13 protein-coding genes are annotated in these 14,751 nt (G+C 70.8%); 9 read left to right on the forward strand and 4 right to left on the reverse strand.

The annotated features are described in order from the left end of the window. The first annotated feature begins 164 nt into the window (after positions 1 to 164). The 5 genes from AC07DF_RS14000 (at position 165) to AC07DF_RS14020 (ending at position 4,046) form a co-directional block, all read left to right on the forward strand. Positions 165 to 572 (forward strand): hypothetical protein, encoded by a 408-nt coding sequence (locus tag AC07DF_RS14000; RefSeq protein WP_478970312.1) that lies wholly within the window; start codon positions 165 to 167, stop codon positions 570 to 572. A 5-nt stretch (positions 573 to 577) separates the two neighbouring features. After that, the gene (locus AC07DF_RS14005; protein ID WP_478970985.1) at positions 578 to 1,375 is read left to right on the forward strand and encodes a transcriptional regulator; all 798 of its coding nucleotides are present in this window, start codon (positions 578 to 580) and stop codon (positions 1,373 to 1,375) included. Positions 1,376 to 1,413: 38 nt separating this feature from the next. Further along, entirely contained in the window at positions 1,414 to 1,884 is a 471-nt protein-coding gene (locus AC07DF_RS14010) for a roadblock/LC7 domain-containing protein (protein WP_478970314.1), read from the forward strand. Positions 1,885 to 1,925: 41 nt separating this feature from the next. Further along, positions 1,926 to 2,300 (forward strand): roadblock/LC7 domain-containing protein, encoded by a 375-nt coding sequence (locus AC07DF_RS14015; protein WP_478970316.1) that lies wholly within the window; start codon positions 1,926 to 1,928, stop codon positions 2,298 to 2,300. A 267-nt stretch (positions 2,301 to 2,567) separates the two neighbouring features. Further along, entirely contained in the window at positions 2,568 to 4,046 is a 1,479-nt protein-coding gene (locus AC07DF_RS14020; RefSeq protein WP_478970317.1) for an FG-GAP-like repeat-containing protein, read from the forward strand. Between the two features lie 61 nt (positions 4,047 to 4,107). On the opposite strand, the gene AC07DF_RS14025 is transcribed toward AC07DF_RS14020, so the two are convergent. The 4 genes from AC07DF_RS14025 to AC07DF_RS14040 are packed head-to-tail and all read right to left on the reverse strand — an operon-like array spanning position 4,108 to position 7,861. After that, the gene (locus AC07DF_RS14025) at positions 4,108 to 4,974 is read right to left on the reverse strand and encodes a substrate-binding periplasmic protein (protein WP_478970319.1); all 867 of its coding nucleotides are present in this window, start codon (positions 4,972 to 4,974) and stop codon (positions 4,108 to 4,110) included. A 57-nt stretch (positions 4,975 to 5,031) separates the two neighbouring features. Continuing rightward, positions 5,032 to 5,820: an amino acid ABC transporter ATP-binding protein gene (locus AC07DF_RS14030; protein WP_478970987.1), complete on the reverse strand. Its 789-nt coding sequence runs from the start codon at positions 5,818 to 5,820 to the stop codon at positions 5,032 to 5,034. A 26-nt stretch (positions 5,821 to 5,846) separates the two neighbouring features. Next, positions 5,847 to 6,659 carry an amino acid ABC transporter permease gene (locus AC07DF_RS14035; RefSeq protein ID WP_478970321.1) on the reverse strand — a complete coding sequence of 271 codons (813 nt, stop codon included), beginning with the start codon at positions 6,657 to 6,659 and terminating at the stop codon, positions 5,847 to 5,849. After that, complete coding sequence (locus AC07DF_RS14040) at positions 6,656 to 7,861, reverse strand: amidohydrolase (protein WP_478970323.1); 1,206 nt, start codon at positions 7,859 to 7,861, stop codon at positions 6,656 to 6,658. The genes AC07DF_RS14035 and AC07DF_RS14040 overlap by 4 nt, the downstream gene beginning before the upstream one ends. Before the next feature lie 119 nt (positions 7,862 to 7,980). Between AC07DF_RS14040 and AC07DF_RS14045 the strand changes: the two genes are divergently transcribed. The 4 genes from AC07DF_RS14045 to AC07DF_RS14060 all read left to right on the forward strand — a co-directional run. Continuing rightward, on the forward strand, positions 7,981 to 9,111 hold the full coding sequence (locus AC07DF_RS14045; RefSeq protein WP_478970325.1) for an ArsR/SmtB family transcription factor: 1,131 nt from the start codon (positions 7,981 to 7,983) through the stop codon (positions 9,109 to 9,111). Positions 9,112 to 9,280: 169 nt separating this feature from the next. Then, on the forward strand, positions 9,281 to 9,805 hold the full coding sequence (locus AC07DF_RS14050) for an ATP-binding protein (protein WP_478970327.1): 525 nt from the start codon (positions 9,281 to 9,283) through the stop codon (positions 9,803 to 9,805). 110 nt (positions 9,806 to 9,915) lie between these two features. Further along, positions 9,916 to 10,221, forward strand: a complete 306-nt coding sequence (locus tag AC07DF_RS14055; protein WP_478970329.1) for a trypco2 family protein — start codon at positions 9,916 to 9,918, stop codon at positions 10,219 to 10,221. Positions 10,222 to 10,252: 31 nt separating this feature from the next. Further along, positions 10,253 to 14,751, forward strand: a 4,499-nt coding sequence (locus AC07DF_RS14060) for a trypsin-like peptidase domain-containing protein (RefSeq protein WP_478970330.1), incomplete at its 3' end; no start/stop codon positions are given.

Genomic DNA, 14,751 nt, shown 5'->3' on the forward strand with positions numbered 1-14,751 from the left:
GACACCCCACGGCCAAGCCGCCTGACGAAACCTCAAATAGTCAACGGAAGCTACCCATCGGTCTCACATTCCACGGCAATTCGACGAAGTAGTCACAACTACTCCACATCCGGAGTCTAGGTTCTGCATGATTCCTTCGACGCACACCGGGAGAGGAGTCCTCGTTGCCCGGAATCGACGAGTGTCTGCTGGAGGCCATGAAGCTGCCCGGCGCCCGCGGCGCTGCCGTGGTCGACTGGACCAGCGGCCTGGCTCTGGGCACGGCAGGGGAATCCCCGGGCGGCGACTACGAGGTCGCGGCGGCCGAGGCGGCGGAACTCGCCCGGATCGCGGCGGAGTACCAGTCCTTCGCCCCCGCCGACGGCTCCGACTGGTCCGACCGGTCCGGCGACGACACTCCCGTCGAGGACCTGATCGTCAGCAACCGCGACAGCTACCACCTCCTCCAGTTCGTCCGCACCACGTTCGACAGCAGCGTCTTCCTGCATCTGTGGCTCGGCCGCAGCGAGGGCAACCTCGCTCTGGCCCGCCTCCGGCTGCATGACCTGGCGCGGCAGCTCGTATTGGGATGACGACCTTGCGGACGCTCACCTCCGGCATATCCCGGCCAAGCACCGGCCCCGCTCTGCTCGGTTCGCCGATGCTGGACCGGCTCGTCGGCGAGAAGGCCACCGGCTCCCTCATGCGCGAACGCGGCACTCTCTATCTCGCCGACGGCCAGGTGATCCACGCGGAGAGCCCGCACACGCCCGGGCTCGACGTGCTGCTCACCGCGGGCGGCGCCCTGTCACCCGAGGAGTGGTCCGAGGCCCTCACCGAGGCCGGGCCCCGACAGCGGGTGGGCCGGTTCCTGGTGGACAGCGGCCACTTCCCCGAGGGCGCGCTGGAACTGTGCCACCTCGGGGCGCTGTACGACGCGGCGTTCTTCGTGCTCGGGCCGGGCGGCGGCACGGCCCGGTTCCGGCACGGGGTCGCGCACTGGCTGGGGGCGGTGCGTCCCGTGCCCGTCGGCGCGGTGCAGCGCGAGACGGTGCGCCGGCGGGAGCTGCTGCGCGAGATCTGGTTCGAGGAGGAGACGGACACCCAACCGCTCGTACGCACCCGCCTGCCCCTCGACACCTGCCTGCCACGTCGCCGGCGCGCGGTCCTCGAGCACGTGGACGGGACGCGAACGGCATCCGACATCTCCCATGTCCTGGGCCGCCCCGCCTTCCACACCCTCGTCGAGGTCCGCCGTCTCGCCGCCGCCGGCCTCGTGGCCGCGGCCCGGCGACCACCGCGACCCGCCACCGAGCCGGCCCGCCTTCCGGGAACCCCGGCCGGCCCCGACGCCGCCCTGCTGCGCCGAATCAAGCACGCATTGGAGGCCCTGTGATCCGCGCGATCAGACAGCGCGCCGAGAGGAGACAGCTCATGGCGGCCGAGGCCGAAGTCCTCGACGAACTGCACAGCCTCCGGGCCCGCCTGCCACAACTGACCGGCGCCCTCGCCGCCAGCGTCGACGGCCTCGTGCTGGCGCAGGACATCCGGGGGGTGGAACCGGAGGGGCTGGCCGCCCTCACAGCGGCCGCGCAGGGCGTCGCCCTGCGGCTCACCGACGCCACCGGGCAGGGCGACTTCCGTGAACTCCTCGTCCGCGGCGCGAACGGCTACGTGGCCACCTACGCCGCCGGCCCGTCCGCGGTGCTGACGCTGGTCGCCGAGGGCCGGGTGAACGTAGGCAGGCTGCACCTGGAGGGGCGTCGCTCGGGCAACCGCATCGGCGAACTGCTGCAGACCGCCGTTCAGCGGCCCGACCGCGCCCCGAGACAGCCGCCCCCCACCCCCACCTCCACCACCACCGGCGGGCCTCTGCCCGTACGACCCACCTCACCACCGGCCTGAAACACGCAAGGCCCGCACCAGCCCGAAGGGAACAGCACGTCATGGCGAACACCGAAGCAGCGCTGAAGGAAGCCCTCTCCTCGATCGAGGGCGCGACCGGAGCCGCGCTCGTCGACTACACCAGCGGGATGGCGCTGGGAACCGTCGGAGGCGGCAACAGCTTCGACCTGAACGTGGCGGCCGCCGGCAACACCGACGTCGTCCGCGCCAAGCTGCGCACCATGGAACTCCTCGGCATCAAGGACGAGATCGAGGACATCCTCATCACCCTGGGCACCCAGTACCACCTGATCCGGCTGCTCAGGAGCCAGGGAGGCAACGGCCTCTTCCTCTACCTCGTGCTGGACTCCGGACGCGCCAACCTGGCGATGGCCCGCCACCAGCTGAGGAGAATCGAGGCCCAGCTCGAAGTCTGAGGCCGGCCCACACCGGTGCGCGAACCGATGATCACGGGACAGCGGCGAATCTGTGAGCTATCTTTGGGCCCGCCTCATCCATGATCAACAGTCGGCCGAACGACCATCTGCACCGACGTTCGTTCTCCCACCCCCCACGCCAGGTCCACGGATCCCCGACTGGGGTCGACGCGTATGCACACTGGGAGACATCGCGTGACATCTGAACAAGCAAGACACCGCTCGCCCGAACGCGAGAGACACCGCTCGCCGAGACGCGACCACCGTGTGGCGACCGCCGTCGTGGTCGCCGCACTGGCAGGCGGTCTGCTGGTGCCCACCGTCGCGGGCAGCGCCGTCGCGGCGACCGCTGACCGTGCGTCGGTCTCCGGCCGCTACGGCGACTTCAACGGCGACGGCCATGTCGACCTCGCCGCCTCCGCCCCCGACGCCACGGTCGACGGCACGACGGGTGCCGGGGCCGTCACCGTCGCCTACGGCTCCGCAAGCGGCGCGGGCGCCACCCAGGCCGAACGCGTCACGATCAGCCAGAACTCCAGGGGAGTCGGAGGGCAGGCCGAAGCCGGTGACCACTTCGGATTCTCCGTGGCCATCGCCGACTTCAACGGCGACGGCTTCGCCGATCTCGCCACCGGCACCCCGGGCGAGGACGTCGGGGACGACCAGAACGCCGGTACCGTCCAGATCCTGTGGGGCTCGCCGACCGGCCTGACGAGCAGTGCCAAACTCGCCGATCCCACAAGCACGGATCAGGACGCCCACGGCCGGACCCTCGCCGCGGGTGACTTCAACGGCGACGGCAAGGACGACCTGGCCGCCGGCAACACCTCGGCCCAGGCCTGGCTGTACGCGGGCGGTATCACCGATGAGGGCGCCGACAGCGGCACTTATCCGCTGGGCAACCTGAACTCCTGGGGAGGAGAGGTCGTCGCCCTCACCGCCGGTGACGTCACCGGCGACGGCGCGGACGACCTGCTGTTCAACCACTCCCAGCTCTATCGCAGCGGTGGTGACGCCGGCACGCTGGGCTTGGACCCGACGCCGCTGCAGGTCGGCTCCCGCGGTGGCTACTCCTCGGTCTTCGGGGACTTCGACAACGACGGCTACGGCGACATCGTCCTCGGCCGTGAGGGCGGGAACGGCGGCGAGATCACCTACGTCCCCGGCCGCCCCGTTTCCCAGACCGACCCCACCTGGACGGTGGACGACGTCGAGAGGTACACCCTCACCCAGGACGACTTCGACACCCCGGGTGACGGCGACCTGTACGACCGGTACGGCGCCGGACTCGCCGCGGGCGACATCGACGGCGACGGCTACGACGACCTCGCCGTCGGCGACCCCAACGAGGACACCGACACCGACACCGTCGCCGACGCCGGGCACGTGACCGTCATGTACGGCGGCTCCATCGGGCTCACGACCACCGACCGCCAGGTCTTCGACCAGGGCACCGAGGGCGTCCCGGGCGACAACGAGGCCGACGACGGCTTCGGCTCCCGGCTGCTGCTCAGCGACCTCGACGGCGACGGCAGGAAGGACCTGACCGTCGCGGCGCTGGGCGAGGACGACGGGAGCGGCGCGCTCACCACACTCCTCGGCTCGGACCCCACCCTCACCGTCACCGGAGCACGCGTCCTGACCCCGGCGTCCTACCTGCTGTCGTCCGGCGGACAGCCGCACCTCGGCAGCAGCCTCCAGGGACACCCGCCGATAACGCCTCAGCCGCTCCCTGAGGCCGGCTGAGACAGGCCCCGGTAACACGCACGACAAGGCCCAGGTCTCTGACCTGGGCCTTGTTCATGTGTCAGCGCTCGCCAGGGGCCAGGTCGGTGTTCATGACCTGCTTCGTGAGCTTCGGACGCTCCTTGATCAGGTCGGCGGCGATCGGATCGCGGAAGTACTTCTTGTACAGCTTGATGTAGGTGCCGTCGTCGATCATCGCGTCGATCTGGGCGTCGATGTCCTCGAGCAACTTGGGATCGCCGTCCTTGCGCATCGGGAAGGCGCTGCCCTGGAGGCTCTCCAGCTTCACCGCGATGCGCACGGGCTCCTTCGCGACGTACGCGTCCGCGCTGGCACCGCCGAGAACGGCCGCCTCGATGCCGCCGGAGAGGAGCTGTGTGATCAGCGCTGTCTGGTCCTTGAACTTCACCAGGTTCGCGCCACCCATCTCGCGGTGGACGAAGTTCTCCTGCACGGACCCGCTGACGGCGCCGACCCGCTTGCCGTCGAAGTCCGGCAGAGCGTCCTGGCGACCGCCCTTGAGCGTCAGGACGTCGGTGAAGCCCCAGTAGAACGGGGTGGTGAACGCGACCGACTTCTTGCGCTCGGCGGTCGCGCCGACGCCGGCCACGCCGATGTCGTACTGCCCGGCCGACAGCCCCGCGAGGATGCCCTGCAGGGTGGTGGTCTTGTACTGGACCTTCAGGCCGAGGCGCTCGGCGGCACCGTTCATCAACTCGACGGCGAACCCGGTGGGCTTGCCCGCGGTGTCGGTGATCGCGAAGGGCGGCTGCTCGGACTGGGTGGCCGCGGTGATCACACCGCCCTGGACGAGCTTGTACTTACTGGACGCGGAGTCCGCCTCACCGCCGCCGCAGGCGGAGAGGGACAACAGCAGGGCGACGGCCGCGGTGCAGGCGAGCAGCGGTCTGCGCGAAGTGAGGTGCATGATCCGGTCTTTCTGATGGGAGGTTCACGACGGTGGAGATGACGGCCCGGGTGTCGTTCACAGGACCTGGGAGAGGAACTGGCGCAGCCGGGGGTGGCCGGCGCGCTCGAAGATCCGGTCGGGGGTGTCGATCTCGGCGATGCGGCCGTCGCACATGAAGGCGACGCGGTCGGCGGCCTCCCGGGCGAAGCCCATTTCGTGGGTGACGACGGCCATGGTCATGCCGCCCGATGCGAGGTCCCGCATCACGGCGAGCACGTCCTTGACCAGTTCGGGGTCGAGCGCGGAGGTGGCCTCGTCGAACAGCATCAGCTCCGGCTCCATGGCGAGCGCGCGGGCGATGGCGACGCGCTGCTGCTGCCCGCCGGACAGCCGGCCGGGCCGCTGGTCGGCGAAGGCGGCGAGGCCGACTTCGCCGAGGTGGCGCCGTGCGAGGGCGCGGGCCTGCTCGCGGCCCATGCCCTTCACGGAGGTCAGTGCGAGCGTGACGTTGCGCTCCACGCTCATGTGCGGGAAGAGGTTGAAGTGCTGGAAGACCATGCCGATACGGGCGCGGGCGGCGTCGACGCCGGCGCCCGGCGCGGTCAGGCAGGTCTCGCCGAGCCAGATCTCACCGGCGTTGGGCGTCTCCAGCAGATTGAGGCACTTCAGGAGGGTGGACTTGCCGGAGCCCGAGGGGCCGATCAGGCAGAGGGTCTCCGCGCGCCGCACCTCGAGGTCGATGTCGTGCAGTACGGGGATGCTGCCGTAGCTCTTGCTGAGGCCGGTGACCCGCAGGGCCACGGGGGCGACAGGGCCGGTGGCCGTCGGGTCGATCGTGTTCCGGGCGGTGGTCGAGGGGGGCATCGGGTCCCGTCCGGCGGTCGCGGGGGTCATCGGCCTTCTCCTCCTGCGGTTCCGGCGGACTGCAGCGGTGTTTTGGGCAGGTCGGGGTCGGCCGGAGCCGGGAGGGTCCCGGGGCGCGGTCCTTCGCGCAGCCGCCTGTCGAGGTGGTTGACGAGGTAGGTCATGGGGATGGTGAGCGCCAGGTAGCAGAGGCCCGCGGCGATCAGGGGCGAGGAGTTGTAGGTCCGGGCGACCTCCTCCTGCGCGATGAAGTACAGCTCGCGCTGCCCAGCGGCGAGGCCGAGCAGGTAGACCAGCGAGCTCTCCTTGATGTCCTTGACGAACTGGCCGGCCATGGCGGGCAGTACCCGGCGGATGCCCTGCGGCACCACCACCAGACGCATCGCCCTGAGGTAGCTCAGGCCCAGGCTGCGGGCGGCCTGCAACTGACCGGGGTCGACGCTCTGGATGCCGGAGCGGAAGATCTCCGCGGTGTAGGCGCCGGAGATGATGCCGATCGCCAGGATCGCGTAGCCGAACGGGTCGGTGCCGAAGGGACGGATACCGGCCGCGGGCAGGCCCACCCCGACCAGCATCACCGTGATGATCACCGGAAGGCCGCGGAAGACGTCGACGTAGATACGGGCGGGCAGTCGCACCAAGCGGCGTTTGGACAGCAGCAGCATCGCGGCCACCAGGGCGATGGCGACGCCGAGGACGATGGCGCCCGCGGCGATGATCAGGGTGTTGGCCAGCCCTTCGGTGATCAGACGGGGGAAGGTCTCGGCGATCAGGTCCCAGTTGAAGAACGTGTTGAGCAGGGCGCCGGAGGCGAGGTCGGGCGGGGACGAGGAGGTCATGACGACTCCTGACCAGCGGTGGAACAGGGAGCGGAGGCACGGAACTCCGCACGCACGGAGGTGAGGAACTCCGGATCACCGAGCAGATCGAGAACGAGCGCGGCCATGGCGGTCGCCATCGTCGTGGCCGCCTCGTGCGCCCGCGGGCTGCGGGCGGCCTCGCGCATCCGGACGGAGTGGCCCGGGGTGTCGCGGGGGCAGATCTGGACGTACGGATGGACCGCCGGGAGCGCGATCGAGACGTTGCCGATGTCCGAGGAACCGGCCGGATTCGCCGGGGACGGCGGTTCCAGCTCCAAGCCCAGTCCGGCGGCGTAGGCGGCGATCCGGTCGCCCATCACCATGTTGTCGTTGCGCTCGGCGTAACGCGGCGCGGTCTCCGCGGTCTCGACGGTGGTACCGGTGGCCAGCGCCGCTCCGTCGGCGGCCGCGAGGACCCGGGGCATCAGCGCGTCGAGGGCGGCGGAGGTCGCCTCGCGTACGAACAGGTCCACCTCGGTGCGGTCGGGCACGACGTTCGGGGCGGTGCCGCCGTGCGCGATGATCCCGTGCACCCGCGCGGTCGGCGGGATGAACTGGCGCAGCGAGTCCACGGCTGTGAGGAAAAGCTGGGCGCCTGCCGCGGCGGAGCGTCCGTCCCAGGGCATCTTGGCGGCGTGCGCGGCCACACCGTGGAAGGTCAGCCGCAGGTGGCTGGCGGCCAGTGCGTGCCGGGCCCGCAGACTGCGGTCGCCCGGATGGAACATCACCGCCGCGTCCACGCCTTCGAACACGCCGCGCTCCAGCATGAGGACCTTGCCGCCGCCACCCTCCTCACCAGGGGTGCCGATCACCATCAGCGTGCCGGGGTGGCCGGGTCGTACGGCGGCCGCGGCGAGGGCGGCGGTCAGTCCGCCCGCCGCGATGAGGTTGTGCCCGCACGCATGGCCGATGCCGGGCAGCGCGTCGTACTCCAGCAGCACCGCGACCGTAGGACCGTCGACCGGCCCCTGGTGGGTGGCCGTGAAGGCGGTCGGCAGGCCGGCCACGCCCTTGTTCACCTCGAAGCCCGCGGCGGCGAGCCGGCCGGCCAACTGCTCGGCGGCGTAGTGCTCCTCGAACCGGGTCTCCGGCGTGCCGTGCAGATCGAGGCTGAGCTGCTCCAGCAGCGACCGGCGATCCTGTACGGCGGCACGGAGGTCGGCGGGGACGGGCTGATTCATGGCGACTCCGGGGGGGAGGCTCGGTCGGATTGCCGGAACCGTAGAGCTCACCGGAGGCGGTACCTACAATGGTTGTCGCGGTCGCGGTAAGCGACCTTCCCGGCCTGCCGGAGGTGGCCATGAGCGTTGTCCTTTCGCTCGCCGGGGCCTCCCCCTCCAGCGTGTCCGCGGGTGCCTCGCCGCTCGCCGAACTGGGCGCGGCCCTCCACGCCTACACGGAGGCCGAGCACCATCCGCGTGCGCTCCGCTGGGTCCGCGGGCTCGATGCGGACGCCCCCGCCGACGACAGATCCACGCGGGACGGGCCGCCCGCCTCCGCTCTCACCCCCGATCTGCGGCGACGCATCAGGGACTGGGCGCCGCTGTGGGCGTCGTACCGGGCCCGGTATCTGTTCCCGCTGAGCGCCTCAGGCGACCGGCCGCTCGACGCCGAGCTCACCGACCTGGCGGAGCTGCCGCTGCCGCTCTTCGTCGAACTCACCGGGTACGCGATCCGCGGCGGCAACTCCGGTGCCCCGCTGGACCGGGTGCTGGACGACCGCGCGCAGCGCGAGGGCCTGCTGGCGGCGGCCGAGCAGCGTTCCACCGCCCGTGCCGAACTCGCCCGTAGGCTCCTCGACGCCCCGGAACCCATGCGGGCCGATCTCCTCGACCTGCTGGACCAGGCGGCCCGGGCCCTGGAACCGGACCTCGCCAGGGCGGCCCGCGTGATCGCCGGGCAGCTGCCGCGCCTGCGTGGCTCCCTCGAGCACAGTGGTCCCGGCCGGACGCTGGCCGACCTGGATTCCACGGCGTCGTACCGGGACGACCCGCCGCGCGTGGTCTTCGACAAGTTCCACCACGGCATCGTGAACGTCGCCACCACCCCGGTGCTGGTCATCCCGTCCGCCTTCGGCCGGCCCCACATGCTGGTGAAGCACGAACCGGGTCTGGCGGCGGTCGTCCACTACCCGCTGGTGCCGGAGGGCGACGACCAGCCCGGCTACGCGGTGGTGCACCGCCGCCTCGAGGTCATGCGCGATCCGGGCCGGCAGCGGATCGCACGCGCCATCGCCCGGGAACCTCTCACCCCCTCCGCACTGGCCGACCGCAGCGGCATGACGCTGCCGCAGGTCTCCCGCCATCTGGCCCGGCTGCGCGAGGCCGGCCTCGTCACCGTCGAGCGCGACGGCCGGCGGGCCTACTACCAGCTGCATCTGGAACGCGTGCGCAGCATCGGCGAAGACCTGCTCACCGCGCTCTTCCACTGAGTGCGACCCGGCCCACCCCGGTCCCCAGAACCCCGGACCGGCACAGACCCGCCGCCCCAGACTTACCGGCACCGCGACAACTGTCGCCGGCGGCGAGCCCGGCTCTCCTAGCGTTCTGCGCACGCCGCGAGGCGCCGCCACCCGGAACCGCACGAGGAGACCGGACACCATGAACGCTCAGTGCCGGAACACCCGGTCCCTGCACCTCCCCGCGCAGCCGGAACAGGTTCCTCTCGCCCGCCGGGCCGTCCTGGACACCTTGCGGGGCTGGGGCGTTCCGGCCGGCAGCGAGGCCGTCCAGGCGATACGGCTGATCGCCTCGGAACTGCTGACCAACGTCGTGCTCCACGCGTCGGCGGCCACCGTGCGGATCGGTGTCGTACTGGAACTGTACGACGGCACCTGGATACGCATGGGAGTGCACGACGGCCATCCCGAGTGCCCCGCCCCCGGCGACGGCGACACCGATGCCACCCATGGCCGCGGCCTGAAGATCGTGCACGCCCTGCTGGAAGAACTGAACGGGGTCGTCCTCACCGAACTGACCGACGACGGAGGCAAAACCGTCTGGGTCGAGCTGCCGTGCCCGGTGGAGAACCACACCGCGGAAGCCGAGGGCGGCATGCCTTCCACGTCGTACACCCCTCGAAGACCGGACGCTGTTCCGGGAGTTGCGCGACCCAGTGTCAAGTGAACCGCAGGGGCTGCATTCGGGTGTGCGAAGGCGCACCGTCTGTCACACTTCCGACCATACGCCGTACACAAGAGCGCTCGTAGAGCGCTGCTGCTTCGTCGGGGGACCGTATGGACATCGAACTTGCCGATCTGCTCGCGTCGTTGCGCTCCGAGATCGGCCGGGCTCAGCTCGACGCCGCCGGCCAGGACGTGCGGTTCCGTATCAACTCCATCGACTTGGAGCTCCAGGTCGCGGTGGAGAAGTCCGCCGAAGCCAAGGCCGGCGTGCGCTTCTGGGTGGTCTCGCTGGGCGGCGGGGGCAGTGCGAAATCGGCGCGGACGCACACGCTCAAGCTCAGCCTCGACGCCAGAACGGGTGCGGGCGATCCAGTGCTGACCGGTGACGACGTCTCGGATCTGCTCGCTGTGGACTGACCGCCACATGAAGCCGTTCGACAAAGCACGCGTGGCAGAGGTGGTCGTCCGGCACGGAGACCGCACGGAATACGGGTCCGGCTACCGGATCAGCTCCCACCTGGTCCTCACCGTGGCCCATCTTCTCGGACCTCGCGACGAGACCCCCACCTGCACCGTTCTGCTCGGCGGTGACGACGCCGAGCATCCCGTCTCACCGGTGTGGCGGGCCACCGGGCGAGATCTGGCGCTGCTGCGGCTGAGCTTCCCGTCGCGGACGGGCGCCGACGGCGAGGATCCGCCGGTCGTGCCACCGGTCGCTCTGGGCTGCCTGCCGGACGGCACGGGCAGCGTGCCGTTCACCGGGATCGGGTTTCCGGCGTATGCGCAGCGGGCCGCGTCGGACCGTGTACGAGGGCTGCGCCGACGGGACAGCAGGCAGGTCAGCGGGTCCGTACAGCTGGGCTCCAACATGAAGTCCGGCTATCTGGACCTGAGTTTCACCACGGCACCGCCCGAAGGCAGGGGACCTGGCGGACAGGACCCCTGGCAGGGAATCTCCGGTACGGCGCTCTTCACCGAGGACGGCGCGCTGCTCGTCGGAGTGCAGTCGCAGCGGCTGCCCGCGGCGGGCACCGGCAGCGCCGAGGCCGAGCCGATCACCGCCGTGCTGGAGGACCCGGAGTTCGTGGGCCTTCTCGCACTCGACGGCGTACGGCCGCAGGCGGTGGCGGTCGAACTTCCCGGAGGCGATCGGGGCAAACCGCTGCCTTCGGTGGTCCCGCAGCAGGAACTCATCGAGGGTTTCGGGGACTTCAAGAAGTACCTCACGCCCAGGCATCTGCCCTTCGTCTCCCCCGGCAGCGGCCACAAGGCCGACCCGCAGAACCTGTTCATGAGTCTGGTCACGTCCGCCGACCGGGGGATCCTGCTGGTGGGAGCGGCGGGCACGGGCAAGACCCGCACCGGCCTGGAGGTGGGGCGGCTGGCGTTGCAGGCGGGCTGGCGGGTGCTGCATGTTCTGCCGGGTGAGGATCTGGCCCTCACCGACCAGGTCGCCGGGCACGTGCTCGCGGAACCTGGCCCCGTACTCGTAGTGATCGACTATCTCAACGCCTCGCAGCTCGATCTGCCGGCGTTGCGGCACCGCCTCATCCCCGCGGCTCACCGCAAGGGCATTCCGATGGCTCTTCTCGCATCGGTGCGGCCCGGGTGGTTGCAGAAGGCGGACCGTGCGTTGCTGCACGAACTGTTCGACGAAGTGGAGCTGCGGCAGGACGACGACTTCCGGCGGCGGATCACCAGCAATGCGCTGACCAGGCTGGCGCCCAGGGCTCTCCACGAGATGGGAGAGGACCGCATGATGGCGATCTGCGGCAACCGGCCCATCGTCGCTCTGCTGGTCGCGCGCGAGATCGAGCGCCGGGTCGAAGCCGGGCTTCCCGCGCCTCTCACCTCCGGTCTCCGGTCTGGCGGAGAGCTTCCCGGATGGCTGGAACGGCGGCTCAACGAGGACGGCCTGACCGTTCCCGGCCGCAAGGACACGTTCACGCCGGTTCACGCCTCGTACGGTCTGGTGGCCGCGGCCGCGGCGGCGGCCGCCTGCCCGCAGCCACGCGCACAGGTGACCTCGGCCGCCCACGCCGCTCTCGTCCGAGTGGCCGTCGAGGACTCGGACACCAAGGTCCCGGACGCCGAGGACATCGTCACCACGCTCGTCTCTCTTGGCTGGCTGGAGCCGGAGAACGACATGCTGTCGGTCGCTCACGATCTGGTGGCCGACCAGCTCATCGAATCCGTCGTCCTGCCCGAGCGCAACGGCGCCCCGGACAGGGCCCGTACGCGTGCCCTGCTGGCCGGCTGCCTCACCGGTCCGCGGACCATCGGCCGCTACGCCGCCAACATCGGCCGCCTCGTTAATGATCTGTCGCTCGCCGACCGCGCGAACCCGGTGGCCCCGGTGTTCGACGAGTGGTTCACGGACAACGCGTCCGCTGTCGGTCGCGTCATGCGTCAGGACGCCGACGTCGGCAGTTACGCCCTCGGCGCGGTCTGCTCCGGGCCGCCCTGGTACACCGCCGCCGTCCACTGCTGGGAAGAGATCGTCAGCCCCTGGCTCACGGAGTTCGGCGTCGGTGTCAACGCTCGCCATCTCCTCTATCGCGGCCTGCGCCATCTGCCCCCGGACGGGGCCCTGCTCCTCGTACCGACCGCTCTCGACTGGCTCAGGACCCATGTGCGCAGACGGGACGCCAGTTACGTACTCAGTTCCCTGCTCTACCGAACGGACCTGCCGCCGGAAGCTCTGGAACAGACGGTCGACAGCACGCTCCGGTGGCTGGAGTGGTACGGCGCCATCGGAGACGCCGATTTCGTCCTGCGCTCCTTGCTGGCCCGCGGTGACCTCCGGCCGGACGAGGTGCGGCGGGCGGTCTCCTCGGCGCTCGCCTGGCTCGGAGATCACGTCGCCCTCGCCGAGGCCCGCTTCGTCCTGCGCCTGTTGCTTTCCCACGACGGCCTCGGTCCGGACGAGGCGCGGCGGGTTGTCCCGTCCGCCCTGGCCTGGCTTCGGGATCACACCACCGGCGGCGAGGGTCTTTTCGTCCTGGCCCCGTTGCTCTCTCGGGGTGATCTCGAGCCGGACGAGGTGCGGCAGGCGGTCTCCTGGGCGCTCGCCTGGGTGGGAGACCACGCCGCGAGCGACGAGGCCCGCTTCGTCCTGCGCTCCTTGCTCTCCCACGACGGCCTCGGCCCGGACGAGGCGCGGCAGGCGGTCACCTGGGCGTTCGCCTGGCTCGAAGTGCACTCCACGAGCGACGAGGCCGACTTCGTCCTGCGCTCCTTGCTGTCCCGCGACGATCTCCGGCCGGACGAGGTACGGCAAGCGGCCTCTTGGGCGTTCGCCTGGCTCAATGTCCACTCCGAGAGCGACGAGGCCGACTTCGTCCTGCGCTCCTTGCTCTCTCGTGATGATCTCCGGCCGGACGAGGTACGGCAAGCGGCCGCCCGGGCGCTCTCCTGGCTCGGAAATCACGCGACCGCCCCTGAGGGCTGTTTCGCCCTGGCGCCGTTGCTCTCCCGCAGTGACCTCCGGTCGGACGAGGTACGGCAGGCGGTCACCCGCGCCCTCGACTGGCTCGGGGTGCACGCCGTCGTCCCCGACGCCCGCTTCGTCCTGCGCCTGCTGCTCCCCCACGACGGCCTCAGGCGGGATGAAGCGCGGCGGGCGGTCTCCTGGGCGTTCGCCTGGCTCGAAGTGCACTCCGCGAGCGACGAGGCCGACTTCGTCCTGCGCTCGTTGCTGTCCCGGCGTGACCTCAGACCGGACGAGGTGCGGCGGGCGGCCTCCTTCGCGCTGACCTGGCTCACGGACCGCGCCACCGTCCCGGGAGCCTGCTTCGTCCTGGCGCCGTTGCTCTCCCGGCGCGATCTCGGACCGGACGAGGTACGGCGGACAGTCTCCTCGAGCCTTGCCTGGCTCGAAGTCCACGCCACCGTCGCCGAGGCCTGCTTCGTGCTGGCGCCGTTGCTCTCCCGGCGCGATCTCAGGCCGGACGGAGTACGGCGGACAGTCTCCTCGAGCCTCGCCTGGCTCGAAGTCCACGCCATCGTCGGTGAAGCCGGTTTCGTCCTGGCGCCGTTGCTCTCCCGGCGCGATCTCAGGCCGGACGAAATACGGCAGGCGGCCTCCTCGACCCTGACCTGGCTCGAAGTCCACGTCGTGAACAACGAGGCCGACTTCGTCCTGCGCTCGTTGCTGTCCCGGCGAGACCTTGGCCCGGACGAGGTCCGCCGAGCGGTCTCCTTTGCGCTGACCTGGCTCGGGGACCGCGCCACCGTCGCGTCAGCCGGCTTCGTCCTGGGGCCGTTGCTCTCCCGTCACGACTGCGGGCCCGACGAGGTGCGGCGGGTCGTTCCTGCCGCGCTGACGTGGCTGGGAGTACACGCCACCGGCAGCCAGGCTCGCTTCGTCCTGCGCTCGTTGCTGTCCCGGCGTGACCTCAAGGAGGACGAGTCGCGGCAGGCGGTCTCCTCGGCGCTGACCTGGCTCACGGACCGCGCCACCGTCCTGGAAGCCGGCTTCGTCCTGGCTCCCTTGCTCTCCCGCCGAGACCTCGGCACGGACGAGGCGCAGCAGGTCGTCGTTCCTGCCGCACTGGCCTGGCTCGCGGATCACGGCACCGCGACCGAGGCCCGTTTCGTCCTGGCACCTCTGCTGTCCCGGCGAGACCTCGGCCCGGACGAGGTCCGCCGAGCGGTCTCCTCTGCGCTGACCTGGCTCGGAACGTACGCCACTGTCGCCGAGGCTCGCTTTGTGCTGCGCACGTTGCTGTCCCGGCGAGACCTCGGACCGGACGAGGCGCGGCAGGCTGTCGCCCGGGCGCTGGCCTGGCTCGCGGATCACACCACCGTCCCCGAAGCCTGTTTCGTCCTGGCACCTCTGCTGTTCCGGCGAGACCTCGGCCCGGACGAGGTCCGCCGAGCGGTCTCCTCTGCGCTGACCTGGCTCGGAACGTACGCCACTGTCGCCGAGGCTCGCTTTGTGTACGT

The organism is Streptomyces sp. NPDC044719 (assembly GCF_056433405.1).

Coding starts and splice junctions, on each gene's coding strand:
- AC07DF_RS14035 (WP_478970321.1), bottom strand. CDS start 6,659: ATGACCTCCTCGTCCCCGCCCGACCTCGCCTCCGGCGCCCTGCTCAAC.
- AC07DF_RS14025 (WP_478970319.1), bottom strand. CDS start 4,974: ATGCACCTCACTTCGCGCAGACCGCTGCTCGCCTGCACCGCGGCCGTC.
- AC07DF_RS14055 (WP_478970329.1), top strand. CDS start 9,916: ATGGACATCGAACTTGCCGATCTGCTCGCGTCGTTGCGCTCCGAGATC.
- AC07DF_RS14045 (WP_478970325.1), top strand. CDS start 7,981: ATGAGCGTTGTCCTTTCGCTCGCCGGGGCCTCCCCCTCCAGCGTGTCC.
- AC07DF_RS14040 (WP_478970323.1), bottom strand. CDS start 7,861: ATGAATCAGCCCGTCCCCGCCGACCTCCGTGCCGCCGTACAGGATCGC.
- AC07DF_RS14010 (WP_478970314.1), top strand. CDS start 1,414: ATGGCGGCCGAGGCCGAAGTCCTCGACGAACTGCACAGCCTCCGGGCC.
- AC07DF_RS14030 (WP_478970987.1), bottom strand. CDS start 5,820: ATGCCCCCCTCGACCACCGCCCGGAACACGATCGACCCGACGGCCACC.
- AC07DF_RS14015 (WP_478970316.1), top strand. CDS start 1,926: ATGGCGAACACCGAAGCAGCGCTGAAGGAAGCCCTCTCCTCGATCGAG.
- AC07DF_RS14050 (WP_478970327.1), top strand. CDS start 9,281: ATGAACGCTCAGTGCCGGAACACCCGGTCCCTGCACCTCCCCGCGCAG.